This window comes from Aureispira anguillae, assembly GCF_026000115.1.
GTDB lineage: Bacteria > Bacteroidota > Bacteroidia > Chitinophagales > Saprospiraceae > Aureispira > Aureispira anguillae.
The window spans coordinates 3889251-3914752 of the sequence record NZ_AP026867.1; the positions used below are offsets into that span (position 1 = coordinate 3889251).

Annotated in this window: 18 protein-coding genes and 1 riboswitch; of the genes, 6 read left to right on the top strand and 12 right to left on the bottom strand. The window is 36.4% G+C overall.

The window, feature by feature from the left end:
• Positions 1-270 precede the first annotated feature (270 nt).
• Positions 271-3063 (top strand): T9SS type A sorting domain-containing protein, encoded by a 2793-nt coding sequence (locus tag AsAng_RS15210; RefSeq protein ID WP_264787947.1) that lies wholly within the window; start codon positions 271-273, stop codon positions 3061-3063.
• A gap of 79 nt (positions 3064-3142) precedes the next feature.
• Here the strand turns inward: AsAng_RS15210 and fdhD are convergent, their stop codons facing one another.
• The 12 genes from fdhD to AsAng_RS15270 all read right to left on the bottom strand — a co-directional run bounded on the left by fdhD (position 3143) and on the right by AsAng_RS15270 (position 19577).
• Complete coding sequence (gene fdhD / locus AsAng_RS15215) at positions 3143-3937, bottom strand: formate dehydrogenase accessory sulfurtransferase FdhD (protein ID WP_264787948.1); 795 nt, start codon at positions 3935-3937, stop codon at positions 3143-3145.
• 309 nt (positions 3938-4246) lie between these two features.
• Positions 4247-5494 (bottom strand): T9SS type A sorting domain-containing protein, encoded by a 1248-nt coding sequence (locus tag AsAng_RS15220; protein ID WP_264787949.1) that lies wholly within the window; start codon positions 5492-5494, stop codon positions 4247-4249.
• A 182-nt stretch (positions 5495-5676) separates the two neighbouring features.
• Positions 5677-6987: a T9SS type A sorting domain-containing protein gene (locus AsAng_RS15225; RefSeq protein ID WP_264787950.1), complete on the bottom strand. Its 1311-nt coding sequence runs from the start codon at positions 6985-6987 to the stop codon at positions 5677-5679.
• Positions 6988-7123: 136 nt separating this feature from the next.
• Positions 7124-7277, bottom strand: a riboswitch (cobalamin riboswitch).
• An 82-nt stretch (positions 7278-7359) separates the two neighbouring features.
• Entirely contained in the window at positions 7360-7824 is a 465-nt protein-coding gene (locus tag AsAng_RS15230; protein WP_264787951.1) for a hypothetical protein, read from the bottom strand.
• Between the two features lie 166 nt (positions 7825-7990).
• Positions 7991-8377 carry a DUF6326 family protein gene (locus AsAng_RS15235; protein WP_264787952.1) on the bottom strand — a complete coding sequence of 129 codons (387 nt, stop codon included), beginning with the start codon at positions 8375-8377 and terminating at the stop codon, positions 7991-7993.
• 93 nt (positions 8378-8470) lie between these two features.
• On the bottom strand, positions 8471-9052 hold the full coding sequence (locus AsAng_RS15240; protein WP_264787953.1) for a Crp/Fnr family transcriptional regulator: 582 nt from the start codon (positions 9050-9052) through the stop codon (positions 8471-8473).
• A 118-nt stretch (positions 9053-9170) separates the two neighbouring features.
• The gene (locus AsAng_RS15245) at positions 9171-10730 is read right to left on the bottom strand and encodes a zinc-dependent metalloprotease (protein WP_264787954.1); all 1560 of its coding nucleotides are present in this window, start codon (positions 10728-10730) and stop codon (positions 9171-9173) included.
• A 391-nt stretch (positions 10731-11121) separates the two neighbouring features.
• Positions 11122-12678, bottom strand: a complete 1557-nt coding sequence (locus AsAng_RS15250; protein WP_264787955.1) for a zinc-dependent metalloprotease — start codon at positions 12676-12678, stop codon at positions 11122-11124.
• Positions 12679-13108: 430 nt separating this feature from the next.
• A complete protein-coding gene (locus AsAng_RS15255; RefSeq protein WP_264787956.1) occupies positions 13109-14674 on the bottom strand; it encodes a zinc-dependent metalloprotease in 1566 nt (521 codons plus the stop codon).
• A gap of 244 nt (positions 14675-14918) precedes the next feature.
• Positions 14919-15731: a PI-PLC domain-containing protein gene (locus AsAng_RS15260; protein ID WP_264787957.1), complete on the bottom strand. Its 813-nt coding sequence runs from the start codon at positions 15729-15731 to the stop codon at positions 14919-14921.
• Positions 15732-15756: 25 nt separating this feature from the next.
• Positions 15757-18255 (bottom strand): TonB-dependent receptor plug domain-containing protein, encoded by a 2499-nt coding sequence (locus tag AsAng_RS15265; protein ID WP_264787958.1) that lies wholly within the window; start codon positions 18253-18255, stop codon positions 15757-15759.
• A gap of 131 nt (positions 18256-18386) precedes the next feature.
• A complete protein-coding gene (locus tag AsAng_RS15270) occupies positions 18387-19577 on the bottom strand; it encodes a sensor histidine kinase (RefSeq protein ID WP_264787959.1) in 1191 nt (396 codons plus the stop codon).
• A gap of 227 nt (positions 19578-19804) precedes the next feature.
• Here AsAng_RS15270 and yidC point away from each other — a divergent pair, with 227 nt between their 5' ends.
• From yidC to AsAng_RS15295, 5 genes are all read left to right on the top strand, one after another.
• The gene (gene yidC, locus AsAng_RS15275; RefSeq protein WP_264787960.1) at positions 19805-21760 is read left to right on the top strand and encodes a membrane protein insertase YidC; all 1956 of its coding nucleotides are present in this window, start codon (positions 19805-19807) and stop codon (positions 21758-21760) included.
• A 174-nt stretch (positions 21761-21934) separates the two neighbouring features.
• Positions 21935-23497 carry a C2 family cysteine protease gene (locus tag AsAng_RS15280; RefSeq protein WP_264787961.1) on the top strand — a complete coding sequence of 521 codons (1563 nt, stop codon included), beginning with the start codon at positions 21935-21937 and terminating at the stop codon, positions 23495-23497.
• The gene (locus AsAng_RS15285) at positions 23494-24087 is read left to right on the top strand and encodes a hypothetical protein (RefSeq protein WP_264787962.1); all 594 of its coding nucleotides are present in this window, start codon (positions 23494-23496) and stop codon (positions 24085-24087) included. Before AsAng_RS15280 ends, AsAng_RS15285 begins: the two co-directional genes overlap by 4 nt.
• Before the next feature lie 53 nt (positions 24088-24140).
• Positions 24141-24734, top strand: a complete 594-nt coding sequence (locus AsAng_RS15290; RefSeq protein WP_264787963.1) for a hypothetical protein — start codon at positions 24141-24143, stop codon at positions 24732-24734.
• Positions 24735-24787: 53 nt separating this feature from the next.
• Positions 24788-25390, top strand: coding sequence for a hypothetical protein (locus AsAng_RS15295; protein WP_264787964.1), 603 nt, complete (start codon positions 24788-24790; stop codon positions 25388-25390).
• The last annotated feature ends 112 nt before the right edge of the window (positions 25391-25502 follow it).

Consider the following 25502-nt stretch of genomic DNA (forward strand, 5'->3'; position numbering starts at 1 on the left):
ATTCATTCCCACTAATACCTCTTATTATCTATTTCCATATTAAAGACTTTTTCCTATAAAAGGAAAAAAGCTAGAGCCCGTTTTGTCGTAAAACATTGTAATACAAGCAATTAATAAACGGTACATTCTTTCTTAAATTTAACTTGATTAAAAGAATATCATTGCACTATTAATCTTAACAAAGATATGTTCCACAACAACTTAAAGATTCATTATTTTAGTTTACTTTTTTGCTGCTTATTTTCTATCTCAGCATATGCCTCTCATAATATGGGAGCAGATTTATCCTATAGCTGTGTAGGAGGAAATACGTATGTATTTACTTTATCATTTTACAGAGATTGTGCTGGTATTTCAGCGCCTGCCTCGCCCCTTTTGGCAATTAGCTCAGCTTCAGGTTGTGGTAGCAGTCAATCTATATCAATGACGCAACAATCCGTAGCAGAAGCCTCTCCTTTGTGCCCAGATCAATTGCCCAATAGTACTTGTAATGGGGGAAGTTTACAAGGAGTTGAAGTTTATACCTATACCGCAACCGTAACGCTATCTGGTGCTTGTACAGATTGGGTAGCCTCTTTTTCCGATTGTTGCCGTAATTCAGCGATCACCAATTCGAATACAGGATCAATGTATGTAGAAGCAACCATCAATAATGTTGCCGCCAGTTGCAATAATTCACCTACTTTTTCAACGCCTCCAATTCCTTATATCTGCGTCAATCAAGCCTTTAGTTATAATCATGGAACAACAGATATAGATGGAGACTCGCTAGTTTTTACTTTAATTAATCCTAAAGAAAGCGCTACCTTAGATGTTAGTCACAATGTTGGTTTCAGTGCCACTCAGCCTTTGTCTAGTACAGGAGCCTTTAATTTTGATCCAACAACGGGGCAAATGAACTTTACTCCAGATGTCTTGCAAATTGGAGTAGTAGCTGTTCTCATTCAGGAATATAGAAATGGTATTTTAATAGGAACGGTTATGCGGGATATGGAAATTGTGGTTATATCTTGTACCAATAATAGCCCAAGCCCAGATCCTATTACCAACCTTAGAGGAGCGGTTCTAAATGGCAATGCGTTTGAAACTTGTATAGGAAATACACTATCTTTTGAAATCAGCTGCCCTGACCTCGATGGAATCGATATCGTTACGATTAGCAACAACATTACGACTGCATTGCCAGGAGCGTCTGTAAGCGTTACCCATGGCAATCCAGCCCATATAGCAGTAAGTTGGGTTGTTTCATCAATCAATAACCAAGCATTCTTTATTAATTTTAATGATGGCGCATGCCCCGTCGTTGGACAACAAACCTTAGGGTTTACCATAAAACCCATTAGCATAAGTTTTCCAGCTCAAGATACGATCAAATGTCCTAATGAAACAACGAAACAACTACAAGCCTTAACAGCAAGCAACACTGGAACATATAGTTGGAGTGCCATCAATACGAGCTCATCCAACCCCAACACTTTATCTGATCCTAGTATTTCTAACCCTATTGCAACTATTCAAACTGCCCCTGCCACCTTTTCGGTGACTTATACCGATCCAGTAGGTTGTACAGCAACCAATACAACAACTATCGCCAACCATACAATGGACTTAGTCTTTACCCCCAATACCAGTAGTATAAATTATTGTGTAGGAGACCCAGCTGTTCCGATAACAGCTGCTCTAAATGGCGATACCCCTATTCCAGTTTTAGGAGGTTATACAGTTAGCACAACTCCATTTGCACCAATATCTATTACCAGTGGCACCAATGTTTCTTTGGGAGATGATGCACTTAGTGGAAGTTTACCAATTGGTTTTTCGTTTAATTTCTGGGGAACCAATTACAGCAACTTTTTTATTAGTTCCAATGGCTTTATTACCTTTAATAGCGGTTCTTCTTCTGGTTGCTGCTCAGGACAAAACTTACCTTCTACTACCGCTCCCAATAATCTAATTGCATTCGCTTGGGAAGATCTTGACCCTGGCAACGGAGGGCAACCTAATCTAAATGTCATTCGTTACCAAACGGTTGGTTCTGCTCCAAATAGAATACTTGTAATGGAGTTTTTTAATGTGGATCACTACTCTTCTGGAAACAACGTAACGACTCAAGTTCATTTAATAGAAGCCACAAACAGTATAGAAATTCATACCACTACTCAACCTGATCCTACAGGCACTCATACCATGGGTATAGAGGATGCAACGGGCAGTAATGCTGCTGTTGTAACGGGCAGAAATGCAAGCACTTGGACTGCTAGTAACGATGGAGTTGTTTTTACTCCCAACACCGTTGGTGCTATATCTAACTATACCTATGCATGGGATAGTACCAATGCCAATAGCAATACAATTAGCGGTTCGATTAGCCCTGCTACTACCATTAGTACTAGTGCCAATGTTATCGCCAGACCAAATATTACCAGTGTTTATCGATGTACTGCTGCTGATGGGGTTTGCGTAACACAAAGAAGTACACTCGTTGGTTGTGCTCTTCTCCCTGTAAAGTGTGATCAATTTCGTGCTGTCCAGCAAAAAAATAGCATTCATCTACAATGGGTAACCATCCATGAAGACAATAATCTTGGTTTTGTGATAGAACGCAGCACAGATGGAATTCTATTTGAAGAAATTGGATGGGTGGATGGCTTGGGAACGACCAATGTTTCCCAGTACTATGCCTATATTGATGCACAAGTTGCTGATGGTCTAACTTATTATTATAGATTAAAACAGGTAGACCATTCCACAGATGCTCGGTATATCTGTAATATAGCAACTGTACAAATGTCAGGTGCGTTTGTAAACAAGATTCACATCAGCCCTAACCCAACCCAAGATAATGCTGTATTAAATTTTCATGCACAACAAAACAACAGTGTAGCAATTAAAATCGTTGATTTACTAGGAAGAGGTTTAGTAAATATGGGCACCTACTCCATTACTCAAGGGCACAATAGAATCAATATTCCTATGAACGAGCTTGCCGCTGGCGTTTATTTTGTACAATTAAGCATTGACAACAAAAGCTTTAGCAGCTTAAAAAAGATCATTAAACAATAATCCTTTTATCCTCCTCAAACAATAAGAATGATAGACGCTAATTCTAAAAGATACTTTTGTTTGAGGAGTTTTCTTGTTTTTATCCTACAATCCTCCAATCATTTGCATAACAAGTTGCCCGTTCTTCCCGACAAAAACCCAATAGCGTTAGCCCAAATTGTTTGGCGTATTCAACAGCCAAGGAAGAAGGAGCCGAAACAGCAGCCAAAATAGGTATTTGAGCACAAAAGACCTTAGAGACAATCTCATAAGAAATACGTCCGCTCACCAAAATACCTGTTGCTTTATCCAATTTTTTTTTATTAATTAAATCGCCAATTACTTTATCCACAGCATTATGCCGCCCAATGTCTTCCATCAGGCTCAATAATTCCCCCGTTTCAGAAATAGCCGCCGCTGCATGTGAGCCTCCTGAACGTAAAAAATCATTTTGCAAACGACTCATTGTCTCAAAAGATTGGTACAGCCGATCGATGCTGAGTTTTGCGTTTTTAGTCAAACAATTTTTAAACGTTGAAGTCGTATCGAGCTCTTGCCTACCACAAATTCCACAGGAAGAAACAGACAATAAACTTCTAGTACTTTTTATACCTGCCCCCAAGAGCTTTTTATCCAACGATACATTGGCAATAGTAGTAATCGCATTTTTTTTTCGATACTGAATGGGCAGGTCTATTGTTTGATCTCGCAAAACATCTTCCGAAAACAACAAACCACGGATCAACGCATTGTCGTTGCCAGGACTGCGCATGGTTACTGTAAACGGAAAATTATTGATGGTAATTTGTAAAACTTCTTCTATTGTTAGCACATCTTCTACCCTTGCACTTTTGCGTTTTTGGTATTTTTGCCCTTCATATTCTAATACTGCCATGCCATAAAATTTCTTAGCTTATTATCTTTTGGGTTCTTTGATCAATTGTGTGGAATAAAAAACGATTTTGCCTGCTTATTGCTGCTTTTGTTATAAGTTATAGGTTGTAAGTCGTATGCCTAGTTCCTGTCAATACAGGACATACGACTTACTATCTATAACTTTCTTCTAAAATCACAAAGTAGCAGTGAAGCTAAAATAGTTAAAAGCTTCCCCTTGTTTAGCATTTACCACATAATTAGCTAAAGAATGATCTTTTTTAGCTGTTTTATTCTAGTCTCCAAAATACCAAAAAGCACAAGATCGTAACTAATATTTTAACCATTTTTTGCTACTGCACTCCAATGTTTCTGTATTAATGATTTTAAGGATATAGATTCCACTCAAAAGGGATGAAACATCTATCCTAGTTTCTTTCGTTTTCATTACTAGCTGCCCTGTATGGTTATATACTTCAAAACTAAAATCATCGCTCTTATTTTTTAATGCTAGCTGCAAAAAATTATGCGTTGGATTAGGGTAAATATTCCAATCGTCTTCTCTTTCTATTCTATGGTCAGCTAACGTTCCTATCACAACCGTTTGGCTTATCGTTTGAGCACAGCCATTTTGGTAAGTAGTGAGTGTTACAGGGTAACTCCCGATAGAAAGATAGTTATGGGTAGGGTTCCAATCTGTTGAAGTCGTTAAATCCCCAAAATCCCAGACTAAACTATCGATATTTTGAGAGCCATTATTAAAATTAACCGAATTATTGGTTAGGATATAATTAAAATCTGTAAACTGATCGTAGGTTCCTATTCTCCAATCTGAAAGATTATTCAGAACAAGGGTATCTGCTAATTGCTGAAAACTACTTGCTTCCAAAGCCGTCAAAGTGTTGGAGATCGTCGTTCCAGTAGAAGGTTTCTGAAAAATAGATGCATAAAAGACACAGGCTGCAAGGTAAGACCCCTTGGCATTAGGATGAATATCACCATAACTCCCCCACAACAAATCATTCGGGTTGTTGTTCCAAGCGGTTCTAAAGGCCTCTCCAACTGGCGCAAAGCCCAATGCTGTGCTATCCGAAAAATATTCCACATTTGATTTTATCAAATCCATAATAGCATTATAATTGGTTAAAGCTGCTGTTGTATTTCCTGTGACCCCATTGGAAATTTCATAAAAAAGCACTTTTGCGCAAGGACTATGTACATAGATAGAATCCAATAAGATGTTTATCCGCTGTACAGTAGTTCCTACAGGTGTCCCTCCTACTGCTGCGCCTCCCGAATCGCCTGATCCTGGTTGTAAAACAACATAATCCCACTCTTCTTGTCTAAAATGATTGTATACATTGGCATCTCCTACATGATTCAAAAACCCCGTTCCTCCTGGTGCGTACATGGTTACTGCTGTGGTGTCCCCCAAAGAATTCGCAATGGCCTCAAAAGTAAAGGGCATATTATTAAAGTAGGTAATGCTATTGCCAATAAACAATACCTTGGTGGTGTCTTGGGCTTGTAAAAAAGCACTTGCAAAAAATAAAAAAAGATAGATTAGATGTGTTTTCATTGTATCTATTTCTGCTTTTAGCTGATTAATAACTTGTTTTTTTAACATTAAAAATGTTAATGTTCCTTGATTCTAAAAGTAACCCTTTTGTTAGACCTGTTTTGGTATATGGGGATAAAAAAGAAGCCATCAAAAACGACTGTTTTTGATGGCTTCTCTAAGAACATCTTATTTTTTAAAATCTATTGCTTTACAAATTGTTGTGTTCTCATTACCCCTTCCTTATTGACAACTGCCAAAAAGTATACGCCAGCAGGCAAATGAGCTACATCAAGGGTTGTTGTTGAGGCGGTAGATGTTTGTGCCAATACTTGCTGACCTACTTGATTAATCACCAATAGGCTTACTTCTTCAGCAGCTTCTAAATTTACGGTCAAAATAGTTTGTACAGGATTAGGCATAATACTATAATTTAGTTCATCCTTGCCTGCCAACTGTACCGTACCAGAAATGGTATGAGAAACAATAGCCAACGCTTCTGGTGAAAATCCAACTTGGAACATTCCAACACTATCTCCATTCATGTCGTAAATTCTACCTTTGTTTTGCGTTTGGTCAGAATAATTAATATGACTCACACAGAAATTATTATTAAAGGTATCCATAACAAAGGCAAAACTACCCGAAATATTAACAAGATTAGCCGTTACGATAGCGTTGGTCGATAAGTTATAACTTCCTACCCCACTATCATAAGGAAAATACCAAACACCTGCTCCTTTTGTAAAGGCAGTTGGTCCATAAGCAGCTGGTTTTAGATCCATTCCCCCCGCTGCTGCTTGTGTAGATTTAGCCAAGGTTTGTGTATTATAACTAGAAATAGTGTTGCTGGAACCATTAATAGCATAGACCATATCCCCCTCTGCAACTAAGCGCCCGATTTCTTCTCCAGTAGTAGATAAGGTATCATAACGCACTAGCGAAAAGTTTGTTAGATCAACAACAGCAAGGTATCCAAGCGTATCTCCCCAACCTACTGTTTTATCGTTATTTTGAGCAATATAAGCATAGTCTCCTATTACTACAAAATCATCTGCTGGCTTCGTCACTTGTGGAATACTATCCACTAATGACAAATCGGAAGTATTAAAGATGTGAAAATGGTGATTGTATGCACCTGTCCAGCCCCAAGGCTCATACCAGTTGCCCACCAATAAATGACCGCCATGAACCGCCAATTTAACGGTACTAGCTCCGCCAAAAGCATTAGCAGCTACTTTGGTCTTAGTCGTCCAATCATACTTTACAATACTATCCTGCGCTGCAACATAAGCATATTGACCATCAACCACAATATCTTGAATAGAGGTGGTTCCTATCGTTCCCATGTTGATGGCAGTACCTGAGTTTAGATCTTCAATAGTTGTATTGGCATTCGTTACACCAAAAATACCACCATTAACAACAATAATCGCTTCATTTTGAGCCATAATAGTTGTGATAGTTCCTAACAATAAGCCAATTAAAAATGTAAATTTTACTAAGGATTGCATAGCAATTAAATTTAAATGAAAAAAAATTTTACTATGCTAACAGAAAAGAAGCTAGCCCTATCCTGAAAAAGATATATCTAGCCCAATAGAGGAAGGCAAAAGACTCCTATACTGGTTGCTTCAATCCACGAAAGCATTGCCAATAATGACATAGGCAGGTCTCCTGACTCATAGTCTATTGATAAAACTACTTACAGTTGCGGGACAGCTCAAGACTTACACTTGATTCCCTTTTAATTCTAATTCTAACCTAAAAGTTAAAATCAAAAACCTACATCTCTAAAGTTGCCGCAAAACTAAAGAACCTTTTGATTTTTTGTGCATCAAAAGGTTCTTTTTTTATTTATAAGATGATATTATTTTAATTCTTAATTAATCAAAAATAATTTTTGCTTTAGTAATTGGATTCCAAGCCCCGCCTTCAACAATTGCCTCTGCTTCAATCCTGTAATCTGATTGAACGCCTTTCATCGATTTCATTAAACGCACTAAACCTCGGCGCATCGGTCCCTTTGAGGCTCGTTTGTCCATTGCAGATTCAACGGGATTAAACTCCAACTTAAAAAACAACATTTGTGAATTGCCATCGCTTACTTCAATAGCCTTATTATATTCCCAAGTCCCCAATAGATATTCATCAATGCGCTTCTCCTCTCCTCTTCCTCGAGTATAAACTTCTATAAATTTTAGCTTAATCGCTAATACTTTCTCTGGGCGTTTCGAGTAGACTTCAATTTCACCATTAATTGTTTCAACATCATGAGGGTAAGTAGGTAGTACATGCAACCTTATTTTTGTTCCCTCTATGCCAAACCATTTTTTTACCTTTCCAAACATATAATAAACTATTTTAATTAGGGCTTTTTCTGATTTTATCAATTGTCATCAACTACAATATAAGTAGTGTCATCAAGAATATCAACACTTCATTTGCAAAAGTTGTTCCCTCAATCTTAAAACAAATAGATAAAATATTGGCTTAGAAATTTAATGGCTAGGAAAATCAGCCTAGTTCACGCCAACGCCAAGCACGCACAATAATCAAGAGCATGCAAATGGTTTCAATGCTGGCAAAGAAAATATAATGAACGGTCAAAGACCCGCCCCCTATTACAAATAAAATGGTTATAATCGCTGCTAAAATATTCGCCCAACGATTAATAGAATAAGGTAATCGCCTAGAAAGATAAATCATCAGAATTGGTATTTCTACCAAAACGGCAAAAATCAATAATAGGGAATCCGTCATTTCTATTTCCATAGAATTGTTCACGATCTTTTTTAGAACGCCAGGCGTAATAAAACCAAGAATATCAGCAAAAGCCATTGTAAACATAACTACGATCCATAAGGTAGATAAATCTACTCTTGTTTCTAATTGTTTATTCATTTTGTATTTATTTTAGTAAAAAAAACAATACAAAATTAACAGCTTAAATAGTTTGGTTCATTGACTTGGGTTAAGAAATCAAGGAAGCAAGCCTCAGCTTTTCTTTTGGTTGAATAGTCGCTTTCGAATACGACTCAATGACTCAGGCTTAATACCTAGATAACTCGCTAATTGATATTGAGGAACTCGTTGGATAAGGTCTGCTCTAGTCTCCATCAAATGAACGTATCGTTGTTCTGGGCTAGAATGCATGTATTTATCAAAAGAAGTTTGTTGTTCAGAGAGCTGTTGTTCAGCCATTACTCTACAAAGGCTTTCAAATCTTGGAAATTGCTCAAAAAAAGATTGCTCCATATCTGTTGTTGATACACATAAAATACAATCTTCTACACAGGTCAAATAATATTCGGAAGCAATTCCTGTAATACAACACTGTGGACTAATCCCCTGTTTTTCGGTATAAAAAGCAGTTGTTTTTTCTTCTCCATCGACCAAATAATAAGTTCTCAAACATCCCTTTAATACAAAATAGCTCTTATTTGAAACGACTCCTTCCTTCAATAAAACAGTCCCCTTTTTGTATTTTTTAATCAAATCAAGCTGAATCAGTTGATGTGCCTCTTCTTCTGTAAGTGTAATATATTGAGACAGGTATTTAAATAATTCATCTTCCATTTATTACTGTTTTATCTATGCCAATATAACTTGGTTGATTAGCAACTACTCACTAACCAACCAAGCCCCTAAAAGGACTGCCTTTATTAAATCAATGAGATTTTATGGCTAAATGACCTTATAAAATTAAGAATTTTTTGTGGTAAACTCCTGTAGAAGTTGACAAGGCCAAAATATAAGTTCCTCTTGTTAAGCTGGCTACATTCAACTTAAATTGATTGACTCCTTCTTGGATTGATGAAGCAGGATAAGTTTCAAGTACTCGACCATCTACGGCTAATAATTTAAAAGTTCCATTTTCAATATTGGCAGCAGCTACTTCTACCGTTATTTCACTCGCACTTGCAGGATTAGGATAAATGGCTAATTCTACTTTTGATTGATTGTCGGTTAATTTTTGCAAGTTTGTGAGCTGCCCAAATTTAAACATATAAAAAGTAGATAGATCAGAACAAGTATAATAATCATTTAATGGTTTTATGCGCCAAGCATAGGTGCTGTTAAGGTTTAAAGAATTCACTAAAATATTATAAGAAGTTCCCGAAACGGTCAATTTAGCAATTGGACTAGTCGTATTCGCAGCAATTCCTCCAATCGTATTAAAGATTTCAAGGTAATAACTTGTAGCCCCAGGAACAGGATTCCAAGACAAAGTTACAAACCCACCTGATGCAGCAATTGTTTGTCCAGCCAATGGGCTAATTGGAGAAAATTGAGCTCCGCTCAAGCTAGTTGCCGTAGAAGCTGGTGCCGAAAAATTAGTCCAATTTCTAGAAATAATATCTGCCAAAACAGCATTCTGTTGATCGTTTGTAAACGTTCTTCGGCAAACATAAGCGAAATAAGACATGAGATTAGAATCGCTAGGAGAAATAATAATACTATCTGGATCTCTAGCCACTAAGCCAGTAGCAGAATAAGGGCAAGATTCTCTAGTTGTATAATAATCTGCTGGCGTATCACAAAAACCATCTGCTGCGGTATTACAATTGGCAGTAGGCCCAGTACGAGCCTCGTATTCTACCAGTTTACCTCCGATATAAACAGGTGCTTTTGTTCCTCCATACAATGCTTGGTAATCTTTATTTTCCCAGCCATAAAACGTATGTGGTAGCGTAAAAAAGTGCCCAATTTCATGAGAACAAGTATTCGTTGTAGCACTAACTTGTGCATTCAACATAAATACAAAATCGTTGATACCTCCAGAATAAAAACTAGCTCTTGGATTGTTCACCGATCTTCCTACGTAGATATTCAGTGTATTCGGAACTTTATTGTTGCGCATGGCCATTTTAGCACCATTCGAAAAGGCGTTATCGTGTATCGACTGCAAATCTAGATAAGTAATAGGGCTGTTTAAATAAAACTGAATATTCTGACTCGCATAATCATTATTTAGGTCACAAAACATTGCATAAATACTCAGTTCACTAGTATATCCATTTCCATTATCATCTCCAACATTACGAATGGTAACAGGAATCCAAGTAATGGTACGACGCTGTTGAAGGGCTTCAATAGCATTAGGGTGAACTGTTGCCCGATTATCCAACATTCGTTGTTTAACGATTCCTCCTTCTATTAAGTCAAGCCCGCATTCTAAAGAGTGTTGAACCTGCCCTTGCAAAGTTTTTCCGATGCATAAAATAGTCAAAATGCCAAAAAGTACTGCTTTCATAATTGTTTTTTCCGCTTTATAATTAGATGGTTTTAGGATTTTTAGCCCCCCTTTTTATTTTTCGTTCTTTGACAACTCTGCCACGACCACGTAGCCCCCAACTTGCTGGCTCACGAGTGATTACGGCGTATCTAAGCTAATCGTGTAGAAATTTTAATTAACAGGCTTAATTATGCCATTTGGGCATTAGATTTTAGAAATTGGGAATAAGAAACGATTAGAGTTTTTAACTATTTAGGGTAGAAAACCGATTAGACCTACAATATCCTATATTTTATACGCTACTGCAAGATCTTTTAATATCTAGTGAACAGTTCTAATGCTAAGAAACACCCTCCCATAAGCCATGGAGGATGTTTCTTAATAATATTTAATCTATAGTTCTTTATTGTTATCGTTGAATCACAAATTTTTGTTGCACCGCCCCTCGCTCAGTAGCTACAACCGCAACATACATTCCATTAGGAATATCCCCTGCTGGAATTTGGATCAGGTTATCTCCTTGATGAATGGTTTGTTTGGTTATTGCAATCATTTCTTTGCCATTCATCGCATAAATGCGAATTGACCCGACTAGTTCCTCCGCAGTATAAATGGCCAAAGGAATATCAGTAGCTGTAATTGGATTGTTGTTAACTTTTAAATTCATTTGCTTTTCAATAGACAAATCTTTTATAGCAGTTGTTGTATTGGTCTCAAATTTATTAAACGCAGAAACAGCCGCACAAGTTGAATATTGATTTAAAGCCTTTACTCTCCAAGCATAATGCGTCCCAACGGTTAAACCAGCCGTAGACAAATCATAATGACTATTTCCACTTGTCACCAAGCCTTTAAAAATCACATTGGTATAATCTGGCACCCAAAACCCTGGTAATTTAGTTCCATAAACTTCCAAATAATACCAAGTTGCTCCAGGAACGTTAGACCAATCTAAACGAAGCGTAGATCCAGCAATAGAGGCCAAGCCATTGTTCATTGGTGCAGTTGCAGATGCTACTCCTGTGACAGTTGCACTGCTAGGAGGCGTTGTTGATACCCAAGTGGTAGCAGCAACATCTACAGCAATGGCTGTTTTTTGTTCTTGTGAGAACCCCGTTTGACACATATCATTATAATAAGACATGATATTTCCCTCATCAGGGTCTAGCGTTGCTCCAGTAGTATCTAGCGTTGCAGGCGTAAAATTACAGATTTGGATAGCAGCAGTAGAATGATAATCGGCCTCCGTATCACAGAATCCATCCGCAGCAACGGCACAGTTGGCTCCTGCCCCTCTAGTCACCAACTCGGTATATTCCCCATTAACCATAATAGGGGCACGAACACCATTGTATAAGACCTCTGCATCTTCTCCTTCCCAACCATAAAACGTATGTGGAATTTGAAAATAATGAGCGATTTCGTGCGCTTCTGTTTTTGCTGTGCTAGACAACATCGGTTGTTGTAAAAACACAAAATCTCCATTCGGATCGTAATAACTCAAATACCCCGAAGCAGGATAATAGGTAGATCGACCAATATAAATGTTTAAAGTATTGGGAACCTTTTGTTGCTGCATTTCTAGTTTTGCTTGAAATGTATTTGAGTTAGCATCCAAAGCATTAGAAGTCATATTGATAATTTGACCATAAATATAAAATTGAATATTTTGATCTGCATAAATCGCATTTAAACCACAGATAGAGTTTAGGATAACATCTACCTCCGTTCTTCCTTCTCCCGAAGTATTGGCAGCATTATGAATGGTTATAGGCACATAAGTTGTCGTTCTAGAAGCCATCAAACCAGCCACTTCTTGTCTAGAATACAACTGGCGATTGTTCATTAAATGTTGCTTAATCATTGCTCCTTCCGCAAGCCCTACCCCACATTTAAATTGTTCCTGCGCTTGCAAAAACATGGTACACAAAAGGGCAATGGCACATGATATGAGTACTTTTTTCATACTGTTTTGTTTTGAATTTTGGTAATGGTCTATACATCATAACCTTACTGTTCCGACTGAATAAGAAAAAGAGTTGTTGTTTTTATCAATAGTTTTAAGTTGTATATTTCAAAAAAACATACAACTATTCTATTTTAATATTTTCCTTATACTACTGAGGGACAACCAATTAAGAGTTATAAATATACTAAATAGCTCAAGATTAAGAAAAAAAGAGCATTCTTTTTCATCTAAAGTGAAAAAATATAGACTTCGTGAGGGATAAAATTGATGTGGAATACCTACCAAAAATAAGTAATTCTAAGAGAGCATGCAAGTAATTGGCTTGTTTTGACAAAAGTTATTTGATTTCTTTTACAAAAAAAGAGGATACCCTTCTTTGAGGCATCCTCTAATTTATGCGTTTCTGCAATAGCTATTTTGTCAACGGCTATCGTTGTAATATTATTTTTTGTTGTAACTGTCCTCTTTCTGTGAATAAAACGGCAATATACATTCCATTTGCTAAGCCATCAGCGGGCAACTGAACCAAGCTCTCGCCCTCATTAATTAGTTGCTTCGTCAAATCCAACGCTATTCTACCATCCATTCCATAAATTCTAATTGATCCAATCACCTCCTCTGCTGAGTAAATAGACAAAGGAATAAAAGAAGTAGTAATTGGATTTGAATTTACAGTAAATGTCATTTGCTTTTCAATTGGCAAGTCTTTTAGGTTGGTTGCAACAGAAGTTACTGCCTCAAAAGCAGAATAACTAGAAACGGTAGCACAAGTAGATACCGAATTTAGCGCTTTTACACGCCAAGCATAACGGCTACCAACCACCAAATCATCTGTTGGCAAATCAAAATAAGGATTCGCAGAATAAATAATTCCCTGATGAATAGGGCTATTGGTATTGGGTACCCACAAACCAAAAAACTGCATGGTATAAACCTCTAAATAATACATTGTTGCCCCTGTTACAGGCGTCCATTCTAAACGCACGGTGCTATTATTGATGTCTCCCAATTGTCCATTGTTTAGGGGAGAAACTGCTGTAGGTATCCCTGTTACTGTTGCCGTATTGGTGGGCGTATTGGTTACCCAAGTACGACTTGCAATGTCCATTGCAATAGCATTCTTTTGTTCTGTCGAAAAATTAGTTACACAAGCATCAAAAGCATAAGACATAATATTCGATTCATCTGGATCGATTGCATTCCCATTAGGATCACTAACCGTTGGGATATAAGGGCAGTTTTTTCGATCAGAATAATAATCGGCTGGCGTATCGCAAAACTTGTCAGCAGTTGTATGGCAATTCGCCAAAGGTCCTGTGCGATCAGCACGTTCTATCCAAGAAAATTGTGGCACATTCTGTCCCCCATAAAGTGCTTCAACATCCTTGTTTTCCCATCCATAAAAGGTATGAGGCAGCGTAAAAAAGTGCCCAATTTCGTGCGCTTCTGTTTTAGCTTCACTGGTCAACATTTGCTTGAGTAAAAAAACAAAGTCACCAAACCCATCGTACCAACTCGCTACAGGGTTATTAATAGAAGACCCAATAATTAGATTCAAGGTATTTGGCACTCGATAAGTCAACATATGCCCACGAGCCGTTGGAGTTCCTGCATTGTTATAAATATAGGTACTCTCTCGATTTCGAATCGTTCCATGAATAAAAAACTGTACATTCTGATCTGCGTAAATTGCATTTAGACCACATAAAAAACCTAATATAGTCTGTTCACTGGTTCGACCTATTCCACTCGTATCTGCTACATTAGTGATGGTTAACGGAATGTAAGTTATACTGCGCTTACTGGTTAGGTCTTGCACTTCCTGCCTAGTAAACAACTGGCGATTGTCCATTAAACGTTGCTCTATTAGAGCTGCTGTCTGTGGATTAATGCCACATTTAAAATCATTATTAGTAGGAATAGTGGGGATTTGAGCTTTAGATAAAAATGGAGTTAGTAGTGTGACGAGCAATACTAGTTTTTTCAAGTTCATAACTGACCTTTTTCGTTGTTTTTTGTAATAGATAGAAGTTACTTGCAATTAACTTCTGTTGTAATTTATAATTTGCACGCTCGAATTTAATCATTATAAACTCCCAACACTACATTATTCTTAATTATTTCTTTTTTTTTACAAAAGCATGTCATAAATTTTGAAAAAACAACATTAACGATATAAAAATTTACAATTCTTATTTTTTCACCAATAAAGGCTTAATCCCCTTACCCTTATTAACTTATTTATTTTTATATTTTTCATAAAAGCGCCTAAACTTCTCTAAATCGTCAACATTCATCCAATCTACCCCTTCATCCAATAATTGTTTCCAGACCAAATTATGATTGGGCATTCCCCAAAAGCGCAACTTACGTCTACTTATATGTACGCTTTTAACAATACTCCGTAGTAATTTTAATTCATCCGCAGGCATGTTCCCCCGCCCTCTCCACTTAAATAAGCTCCCATAACGAATACTAATTCGTGGAGCGATTTGAGCCGTTCTTAAACTATCTTTTAGATCTCCCAAACCTCCATCAATCAACATATAGCGTACCGAATCTTGTAACACCTCTTGGTAGGGTTTCTTACCTGACAACAAAATATCTACAACACCATAAACAACAGAGTCCTGTTGCGGATAATATTTTGTAATCAGGTGGTCATAGCGTAGGCATAAACGGCGCAACAAAGCATAACATTGAGTCGCATCCTGTTTAATGTCAATCATAAAAATTAGTCGCTGATGCTTCTCTTTAAATAATTGACCATGTGTATCTAGCCATTGCTCCAAGGCTTTAAAATAAAGCGTTTCTATACTAGGTGCTGCACCTAAAAAAAGCCCAATATGGGCTACTTTTAGTTCTTTTCGATAAGGAAAAACATCTATTTCCACGCTAACAAAGCCTTCCTCTAAGGCTTTAGTTAGGGGTGACCAAGGTTTTTCATAATCATTGTGAGCATGACCATTGGGCAAGGGAGTACTAAGTTGTGCTTGAAGCATTCCCCCTCCCCAATTTAATAGCAGTAGAAAAATTATTTTTTGTATCATTGGATATAAACGTATTCATTTTTCACTAAAAATGACCTCTAAGGGTAACAATAACATTCATTCCAGGAGCAGATACTCCTGAGCCATACGGTCTATAATGCCAATCCAATAAATTTTCTAAGCCCAAATTAATAGAGAACAATTTGTGCAGCTTAAAGCTTGCATAAATGTTGATTGTAAACCATGCAGGTGTTCCTTCAGGCAAGGCTTTGTCCAAATTTTCGGCACTATCATTAGAATAGTCGTTTAGTTCTTTGGGACCATTAAAACGAATATTAAAGCGAGTTTGGAATACTTTGCGTTTGTAGCCCAAATCAAACTGACCATAAAAAGGAGGAATATGTGCCAAAGGTTGTGGATCATTGCCTGTTTCTAATTCTCGCCCCTCTGTATAATTAACGCCCATCTTCATAAAGATATTCTCTGTAAACTCTACCTTCAAATTCGCACTAATTCCCCAAATCGAAGCTTGCCCAGCATTAATATTAGCGTAAATATTTCGGAAAGAACCATCATAATACATAGAATCTGCATTGTTTAAGGTAAAAGGTTCTTGTAAGATGGCATCAAATAAATGTGTATAAAAGAAGGTTGTCCCAAACCATACCTTTTTTTCCACCTGTTTTCCAATTGTTGCTTCAAAATTAAACGCTTGTTCTGGTTTTATATTAGGGTTTGGAATCGTAATGTCATCGCCTTTCGCTCTAATTTTTCCATTGTCATCAATATTAGGCGTACGAAAAGAGGTAGAAAAGGCGGTATTAAATTGAAATTGTTTGCCCATATCCCAAGCCAAAGCCAAACTCCCTGTAACAGCATGGTTGGCAGCAGTGATATTACTATAAGGCAATTGATACAAAATCGTATCTAAAAAATTAGCAGAAATATAAGAGAAAGCATAGCGCACTCCTCCTATCAAATTTGCTTTGTTTCCTAGGTTTAATTTATAACTGGCATAAACCCCAGCCGTTGTCATAAAACTTCCTCCGTCAGGATAACGTGTTCCGATTCCTCTATTTGATAAGTTTCCAGTAAGAATGTTTTGGGTTTCAATACTAGAATTAACAATGTTGTGTGTCCCCTCTAATCCATAGAGCAATTTTGATTTTTGTCCTTCTCTTTTTCCAAACTTTTTAATAAAATCGGCATTAAAAGTCATCACATAAACATCTTCTTGTTGCACTCTACGCAAGGGGTCATCAAATTTTCTAGTGATTCGATCTTCATCTATTTTTTGAAAGGCAGCCGTTATATTGGCATTGCTAAACAACAAAATACTATCATTGTCTATCTTGGTTGTAAAAGCAGTAAACAAACGTTGCTGAGGACCATAATACCATTCGGCAAATTTAAAGGTTTGTTCCGTTATTTGTCCATTTGCAATCGTCACATCTCCATCTGTTAATTGGTCGTATCTCGGAATGTTACTAGAAGTTGAATATTGAATATTGACCAAAAATTCCAAACCATCCTTGGGTTTAAAACGCAGTTTTTGGATGGCATCTAATTGCGAATAACGTGTTCCAACTTGCACATTAGGATTCTCATTAATGGCAACAATATCTGCACTATCATTTCTTGTGGCATAAAAGTATCGATTCCAATTTAGGGTCATATTGGGGCTACTTTTGAGCCGTCCTGCTCTCAAATCTTGAAATGCAGAATAGGTTATACTCGTAAAAGAGGCTATTTTTTCGCTCCCTACATTAATATCAACATGTCCCGTAGCTTCTAAGTTAGCTGTCGAAAAACGTGTATACGCATTTGCGCTTAGGGGTTTCATATCTTTAGATCGCAATCTAGGTGTTTTGGTATAATAATGCATAACGCCCCCTAAGGCATCACTACCATACATAACCGAACCAGGACCGTGATGCACCTCTACCCGTTCTATAGCTGCATTATCAATCGTAATAGCATTTTGCAGATGCCCTGCTCTATAAATTGCATTGTTCATTCGAACCCCATCAATCACTAAAAGCACTTTATTGGCTTCAAAACCTCGGATAATTGGGCTTCCTCCCCCCATTTGGCTTTTTTGAACAAAAACATTTCCGCTTTGAGCAAGTACATCAGCTGAAGTTTGAGGATTGTAAATTTCAATATCTTTTTTATCAATTAACGTGACTTGATTGGGAATTTCTGTTAAAGGAATTTTTTCATTGGTCGTTCCCTTTCCGATGACCTCTATCATCGTGATATACCCTGGTTGCAAAGTTACTTGCAAGTTATTAGCCCGAATCGTATGAATACTCAACGTCTGTTCACGATGCTGAATGCTGGCAAAGTGCATTTGATTGTCATAGCCTATATTTCTAAAGATTACCTTGCCATCAATATCTGTTAACTGTTGGCTTGCCGAGTCAAGTTCATAGACATTATCGATCAAGTCAATTACAAAAACGGAAGCATTAATGATTGGGAAACCATCTTCATCAACAACATAAATGGTGTCAATATATTGAGCCTTTGAAGAAAATTGGAGGGCAAAACAAACAAATAAACAAGTAAAAAATCTCAGCATAATAGGTGTTGTAAACAGTTGATAACTCAATTATAAATTAACTTCATTTTGGTGCAATTGGGAAGTAATCTTTTCTTTTAATGGAAGTATTTTAACTCGAGGACCAAACAATCCACTTAGAGTGGTGTATTTTATTGTTTAATTTGGGGCAATTGAATTCGGAAAGTAGTTCCCTCTCCTTCGGTGGATTGCAGCACAAAAATTTTACCATTATGATATTTTTCAACAATTCTTTTGCACAAAGACAAACCAAGCCCCCAGCCTCGTTTTTTGGTAGAATACCCTGGTTGAAAAACGGATTTAAAATTTTTCTTTGGGATTCCTTTTCCACTATCTGAGATGTCAATATAAACAAATTGCTCATTATCTGACACATGAGCCGAAATTTGCCCTTTTCCCTCCATCGCATCTAGCGCATTTTTTAGTAGATTTTCTATCACCCAATCAAATAATAAGGGGTTAATATTAACCATTAAAGGAGGAATTTCATCCTGAATAGGAAAATCAAAGGTAATTTTTCGAGAGGCTCTTTGTTGAACATACTGAAGGTGTTTGTTCAAATTATTATAAATATTAATTGGTTCTAAATCAGGAACAGCACCAATCTTAGAGAATCGATCCGCCACTAATTTCAGCAATTCTACATCTGTGTTCATTTCATCTGCAATCATTAGCAAATTTTCATCTTCCGCATACATCATCTTAATGTTCTCTATCCACCCCATTAATGAGGTTATAGGCGTACCCAATTGATGCGCCGTTTCCTTTGCCATTCCTACCCACACCCGCTCTTGTTCGGCTTGTCGATTAAAACTAAAGGTAAAATAGGACAACATCAACAAAACGCCAAGTATTGCAAACTGAAAATAAGGAAACCATTCTAAGCTTGTAATAAGTGTAGATTGGCGATAGAACAAATAATTCTTATAGGTAGCATCTCCGAGTACTACTGGTGTTTTATGCGTGCTTAAGTACCGAACTTCGCTATTAAAAAAAGCAGTATCCTCCTTTATATCTTTGTCGCCATAGTTCATGGCATCAATAATACGATAATGCTCGTCGGTTAGGATAATTGGTATATCCGAATTGGCTTCAATGATTTTAAAATTCAAATCAAAATCAAATACTTCCGCCTCCTCTGGAGTCGCTTCTAACATCTTTTTTTGCGCTTCAAACCACAATTCAACATTCTTTTGCTCATCCAATTTGAGTTGATAAACTACTGTGTTGGTATAAGAAATGGATGCCACTACTACGATTAAGGCAATTATAATTAAAGCAAAACGCCATTTAGGGCGTTCGTATAACTTAGGTTTTTTCATTGATTACATTAAAACAGGCTTGTAAGTCGTCTTATTTTTTACAAAGGTAAGATTATTATCAACTAAGAAAAAAAATAATCTGGAACTATGCGCTAGAATAAAAGGTTGTTAGGAAAAGTACTATTGCTTCAATCATTTGAATAACTTTGTTTTTTACTTATCTTTGCCCTCTCAAATGCAAGAGTATAATTTATAAGACATCATAAAGTCAGAACGCATAACTTAAAATGAAATCAAACAATTCTACATTTACGGGAATTATGTTATTGATACTGTTGTGGTTAACCTACAGCATCCTAACAGGTCCCACCGAAGAAGAAAGACAACAACAACAAGCTGCCAAACAGGCTCAAATTGATGAGCAATTACGACAAGATAGTTTAGCACAGGTTAAAGCACAGACCGCACAGGCAGCACTTGATAGTGTTCAAAACGATACAACACTTACCGCTGCACAAAAAGACAGCCTACAAATTACCATAAAACAACAACAACTTGGGAATCAATTTGGCATTTTTACGGCTGCTGCTGCTGGAACAGATGGTCAAACGACCTTAGAAAATGACAAATTAAAAATTACGTTCAACAATAAGGGAGGTAAAATCTCCAAAGTAGAAGTAAAAGGTTTTTTACAATACAATCAGGCAACAGAGGATCCCTACGATAAAGAGCCCTTGGTTTTGATGAACAATCCCAACAACAAGTTTGATTATTACATTCCCTTAACGGGTACCTCTAGAGGTGATATTTCAACAGGTGATCTTTATTTTGAGCCCAAACTAGAAGGCAATACCTTGCGCCTACGTGCTTATGCCAATGATAAAAGTCAATACATTGAACAAAAATATACCATCAATGATAATTATGTAGTAGATTATCAACTTACCCTAGAAGGTATTAATGAGGTGATGCCACGCAATCAAACCATTAAATTGGATTGGTATACACATATACATAAAATTGAAAAAAATCCACATTATGAGGCAACCATGACAACGGTTTACTTTAAATCTAAGGATGAAAGCTTCGATTATTGTGACTGTAGATCAACCAATAGTGAGCAATTAGAAAATCCTGTAGAATGGATTTCTCAATCGCAACAATTCTTTAATACAACGCTATTTTCTAAAGAAGGTACTTCTTTTAGTGCTGCCAATGTAACGGCAAAAGTGGTAGATGCAGATCAAGCACAACTCAAAGAGCTAGGTTCTCTAGTTGAGTTTGCAACTAAAGATCAAAAATCAGCAGCTTATGATATGCAATTCTACATTGGACCCAATGATTATAGTGAATTGGTTACAATGGGCAATGAATTTGAACGTATTATTCCTTTTGGATGGAGTATTTTTGGCTTTATCAGTCGTTCTTTGATTCGTCCTTTGTTTAATTTCTTTGCGATGTTTATTTCCAACTATGGAATTATCATCTTGCTTCTAACCTTCCTTATTCGTTTAGCTTTATTCCCATTACAATACAAAATGATTCTAAATGGGGTTAAAATGAGCGTAATGAAGCCCGAAATGGAAGCCATGAGAGCCAAACACAAAGACGATCCAGCAGGAATGCAAGCCGCTCAAATGAAAATGTACCAAGACTATGGCTTAAATCCATTGGGGGGTTGTTTGCCCATGTTAATGACCATGCCCATCTGGATTGCACTTTATCGTTTCTTCCCTTCTTCGATTGCTTTCCGACAAAAAGGATTTTTATGGGCAGATGATTTAGTTAGCTATGACTCTATTTTTGATTTTGGGCACATTCCATTCATTTACGATATTTATGGTGATCACGTTAGTTTATTTACTCTATTGTGGATGATTTCTATGTTTGCTTTCTTGTGGTATAACAGCAAGCAAATGGACATGACAGCAGCAGGTGGTGGAGCCAATATGAAAATGATGAAATACATGCAATTTTCTTTCCCTGTGTTATTTTTCTTTGCCCTTAACAGTTGGGCTGCGGGTTTGACAGCCTATATGTTATTTAGTAACTTATTAAACATTGCTCAAACATTTATCACGAAAAATGTCTTAATTAACAAAGATAAATTGAGAGCAGAGTTATTACAAACCAAAGAGGACAATAAAAACAAGCCCAAGAAAGAAGGCTTTATGGCCAAGTATCAAGAGTTGCTTGCCGAACAACAAAAAGAAATGGAACGCAAAAAGAAACAAGGAAAATAAACTTGTTTTCTTATGCCTCTTCTTAGAACTGAGCATCCTTAAAAAAGGGATGTTCAGTTTTTTTTTGCCTATTTACATCAATTTAAAACAAGTTATAACTTATTATAAGTCAAACTATTTAAGTTAAAAATTCTTATCTTTGAAAGAACATACACCACGATAAGAATCCCAAAAATGAAAAAAAACAGTCCTCAATTTATAGAAGCACTAAAAGCCTTAAAAAAACTATTAGCTTCTTTTGTCATTCAATATAAAACGATAGACGTTCCTAAAGAGAAAAAGCAATACCTTGTTCAAGCCCAAAAGTATGCTGCTATTCTAAAGAGCATTAATCCTATTCTAAAAAAAGAACAATTAAGGACTTCCAATTGTCTTCCTGAGGATATTCCTGCTAGTGTTCGAAAACATGACAAAGCTGAAGGAATACAAATTTTAAACTCAAACATTAGTATTATTCAGAAATACAAAGAAGATTACGAACAGTATCTTCTAAATTGCTTTGGCATACAGTTAAATTGGAAAGATGGCTTGCCCAGCCCTAATGTTGGAACTAAATATGATTTTAATTATGGGGGTAATGGAAAACGTTTAGTCATCTACACCAAAGAAATAGAAAGAGCTCCTAATATAGGACAAGCCCAACTAAGCTCTAAACTTCGTCAATATAGAGCCTTGGAAAGTAGGATTAGAACGACTCTAGTAGAAGAAAATGCTAATTCATCACTAACAGAGGAAATTGATTTAGAACGTTTAAATCAACTGGAAGAATTCTTAAAAGAACATTCTGGCGGTCTACATGACCTATACCATAACATCATTAGAGATCCAGCTTTAAAACAACAGTACCAAAAAATCGTGGAGCGCATTCAATCGGATTGGGCAGAGAACGGTAGAATGACTTTATTAAAGAAAAAAGTAGAAAAAAGATTACAACAAACCATAGAAAGAAGGCAGGATTCTCCTTGCCCAAATGAAGAACCAGAAGCTAAAAAAGAACAGGAGCCATTTCTAGAGCAAAAAGATTTTTCTGCACTTCCTTTATTTCATCAAGGTATCGATGATACTTCGGCTATTGATATCAATGATATTGACCAAGGAGCAACAGGGGATTGTTATTACCTGTCTTCTGTAGCAGCCTTAGCCAAAATGCATCCTCAATTGTTTACAGGTGAAAAGGCTATGATTCAAAAAAAAGGTGATTATTATGAAGTAACCTTACATTTAAGAGAAGATAGAAGCTCTACCCAAAGAACCCCTACTGTTATCAAAGTAAGCCCCAAGGTTTTGGTGGATAAAGATGGAAAGCCCAAATATCAAGGCTTGGGAGATCAGGAACTTTGGGCAATTATTTTAGAAAAAGCGTATGCCCAAGCGCTAGGAGGCTATGATAATATTGAAAGTGGCAGCCCTAGAGAAGCGTTGGAAGTATTAACAGGTAGGACATCTATAAGTTTAGATCCCAATACCTTGTCCAATAAAGACTTGCTTGAAAAAATCAAAGCATCCATTGATTGTCAATATCCCACTACTATTAGCTCTATAGGAACAGGAGAAAAGGAAGTAGAAATTTCTTTTCAAGGAAAAACACAAAAGCTGTTTCAAGGACATGCTTATACCTTAGAAAAAGTAGAGGACAATACCATCTTTCTTTATAATCCTCACGGAAGCAATCATCTTCAATTGGATGTAAAATTGCTAAAAAAACATTTCCATCAAATCCAACTCCTACAATTATGAATAAAGCTATTTATTTATCGCTATTTTGTCTACTTAGCTGCTATTGCTCCCTGGCCCAAAACAAAAAAAAGCTACTCGAAGATGAAAAAATTGCCTTGCAATTTTTTATAGACAGCATCTATCCTGTTCGCCCTATTTTGAAGGATAAGATTCTGTATGCTGATGGAGAAATTTGGCAAGGTATTTATAGTGAGTTTGCCCATTTAATCCCCTATTATAGAAATATGATAAAAGTTTGTAATGATTATTATGAATATCGAAATAAACATCAAATTGTTATTCATATAAAACGTCCAAAGGGTAGATTTAAGCCTAAAAAATGGGGGCTTATTAGAAAAAATGAGGACTGTTATAACGCTCCCAAGCAAGATCCTAAAGAAGAAAAAAAACCAAGATTCCCTCCTTCTGGCTTTTTAAATATTTACTCCATGTTTTATGATAGCACTGAAACAGAAAAATTGGTTCTTGTAGATATTATTATCAATGGGTTTTCACAGGATTATGGATGGGCTAGTTATGCTTTTGTCATCAAGGACAAAAAAATAATCTACTGGAGATGGAGGGAAGAGGAGAAAAGTCGATCTTATTAAGAGCGTTGTTCTATTCCTAAAAAACATTTCCATCAAATCCAACTCCTACAATTATGAATAAAGCTATTTATTTATCGCTATTTTGTCTACTTAGCTGCCATTGCTGCCTAGCTCAAAACAAAAAAAAGCTACTCGAAGATGAAAAAATTGCCTTGCAATTTTTTATGGACAGCATCTATCCTGTTCGCCCTATTTTGAAGGATAAGATTCTGTATGCTGATGGAGAAATTTGGCCTACTAATATTTATCCTTTTTTCTATATTATACCTTATTATAAAAAAGTAACAGAACTCTTTCACAAGGAAGCAGATTACAATTCTCTACACCAAATTGTACCAACCTTTAATAAAAGAAAAGGCAAGTTCAAGCCTAAAAAATGGGGGCTTATTAGAAAAAATGAGGACTGTTATAACGCTCCCAAGCAAGATCCTAAAGAAGAAAAAAAACCAAGATTCCCTCCTTCTGGCTTTTTAAATATTTACTCCATGTTTTATGATAGCACTGAAACAGAAAAATTGGTTCTTGTAGATATTATTATCAATGGGTTTTCACAGGATTATGGATGGGCTAGTTATGCTTTTGTCATCAAGGACAAAAAAATAATCTACTGGAGATGGAGGGAAGAGGAGAAAAGTCGATCTTATTAAGAGCCTTGTTCTATTCTTAAAAAACATTTCCCTCAAATCCAACTCCTACAATTATGAATAAAGCTATTTATTTATCGCTATTTTGTCTACTTAGCTGCTATTGCTGCCTAGCTCAAAACAAAAAAAAGCTACTCGAAGATGAAAAAATTGCCTTGCAATTTTTTATGGACAGCATCTATCCTATTCGCCCTATTTTGAAGGATAAGATTTTGTATGCTAATGGGGAAATTTGGCTTGCGAATTTTTATAAATTTATTTCCATTATACCTAATTATAAAAATGTAATAGAACTTTATAATAAAGAAGAAGATTCAGGTATTTATCGGATTCCTCCCAAAAAAAATGATCCTAGGTATAAATTAATTGGCAAGTTCAAGCCTAAAAAATGGGGGCTTATTAGAAAAAACGAGGACTGTTATAACGCTCCCAAGCAAGATCCTAAAGAAGAAAAAAAACCAAGATTCCCTCCTTCTGGTTTTTTAAATATTTACTCCATGTTTTATGATAGCACTAAAACAGAAAAATTGGTTGCTATTAAAATTATCATCAATGGGTTTTCACAGGATTATGGATGGGCTAGTTATGCTTTTGTCATCAAGGACAAAAAAATAATCTACTGGAGATGGAGGGAAGAGGAGAAAAGTCGATCTTATTAAGAGCCTTGTTCTATTCTTAAAAAACATTTCCATCTTTCGCTAATAGCCTAGTTCATAACACTAAAAAAGTCACCTCAAGTACTACTTAAGATGACTTTAAAAAATATATTTT

Bases quoted from the DNA above. Each gene is read 5' to 3' on its own strand.
- AsAng_RS15210 (WP_264787947.1), top strand. From the start codon at position 271: ATGGGAGCAGATTTATCCTATAGCTGTGTAGGAGGAAATACGTATGTA.
- fdhD (WP_264787948.1), bottom strand. From the start codon at position 3,937: ATGGCAGTATTAGAATATGAAGGGCAAAAATACCAAAAACGCAAAAGT.
- AsAng_RS15220 (WP_264787949.1), bottom strand. From the start codon at position 5,494: ATGAAAACACATCTAATCTATCTTTTTTTATTTTTTGCAAGTGCTTTT.
- AsAng_RS15225 (WP_264787950.1), bottom strand. From the start codon at position 6,987: ATGCAATCCTTAGTAAAATTTACATTTTTAATTGGCTTATTGTTAGGA.
- AsAng_RS15230 (WP_264787951.1), bottom strand. From the start codon at position 7,824: ATGTTTGGAAAGGTAAAAAAATGGTTTGGCATAGAGGGAACAAAAATA.
- AsAng_RS15235 (WP_264787952.1), bottom strand. From the start codon at position 8,377: ATGAATAAACAATTAGAAACAAGAGTAGATTTATCTACCTTATGGATC.
- AsAng_RS15240 (WP_264787953.1), bottom strand. From the start codon at position 9,052: ATGGAAGATGAATTATTTAAATACCTGTCTCAATATATTACACTTACA.
- AsAng_RS15245 (WP_264787954.1), bottom strand. From the start codon at position 10,730: ATGAAAGCAGTACTTTTTGGCATTTTGACTATTTTATGCATCGGAAAA.
- AsAng_RS15250 (WP_264787955.1), bottom strand. From the start codon at position 12,678: ATGAAAAAAGTACTCATATCATGTGCCATTGCCCTTTTGTGTACCATG.
- AsAng_RS15255 (WP_264787956.1), bottom strand. From the start codon at position 14,674: ATGAACTTGAAAAAACTAGTATTGCTCGTCACACTACTAACTCCATTT.
- AsAng_RS15260 (WP_264787957.1), bottom strand. From the start codon at position 15,731: ATGATACAAAAAATAATTTTTCTACTGCTATTAAATTGGGGAGGGGGA.
- AsAng_RS15265 (WP_264787958.1), bottom strand. From the start codon at position 18,255: ATGCTGAGATTTTTTACTTGTTTATTTGTTTGTTTTGCCCTCCAATTT.
- AsAng_RS15270 (WP_264787959.1), bottom strand. From the start codon at position 19,577: ATGAAAAAACCTAAGTTATACGAACGCCCTAAATGGCGTTTTGCTTTA.
- yidC (WP_264787960.1), top strand. From the start codon at position 19,805: ATGAAATCAAACAATTCTACATTTACGGGAATTATGTTATTGATACTG.
- AsAng_RS15280 (WP_264787961.1), top strand. From the start codon at position 21,935: ATGAAAAAAAACAGTCCTCAATTTATAGAAGCACTAAAAGCCTTAAAA.
- AsAng_RS15285 (WP_264787962.1), top strand. From the start codon at position 23,494: ATGAATAAAGCTATTTATTTATCGCTATTTTGTCTACTTAGCTGCTAT.
- AsAng_RS15290 (WP_264787963.1), top strand. From the start codon at position 24,141: ATGAATAAAGCTATTTATTTATCGCTATTTTGTCTACTTAGCTGCCAT.
- AsAng_RS15295 (WP_264787964.1), top strand. From the start codon at position 24,788: ATGAATAAAGCTATTTATTTATCGCTATTTTGTCTACTTAGCTGCTAT.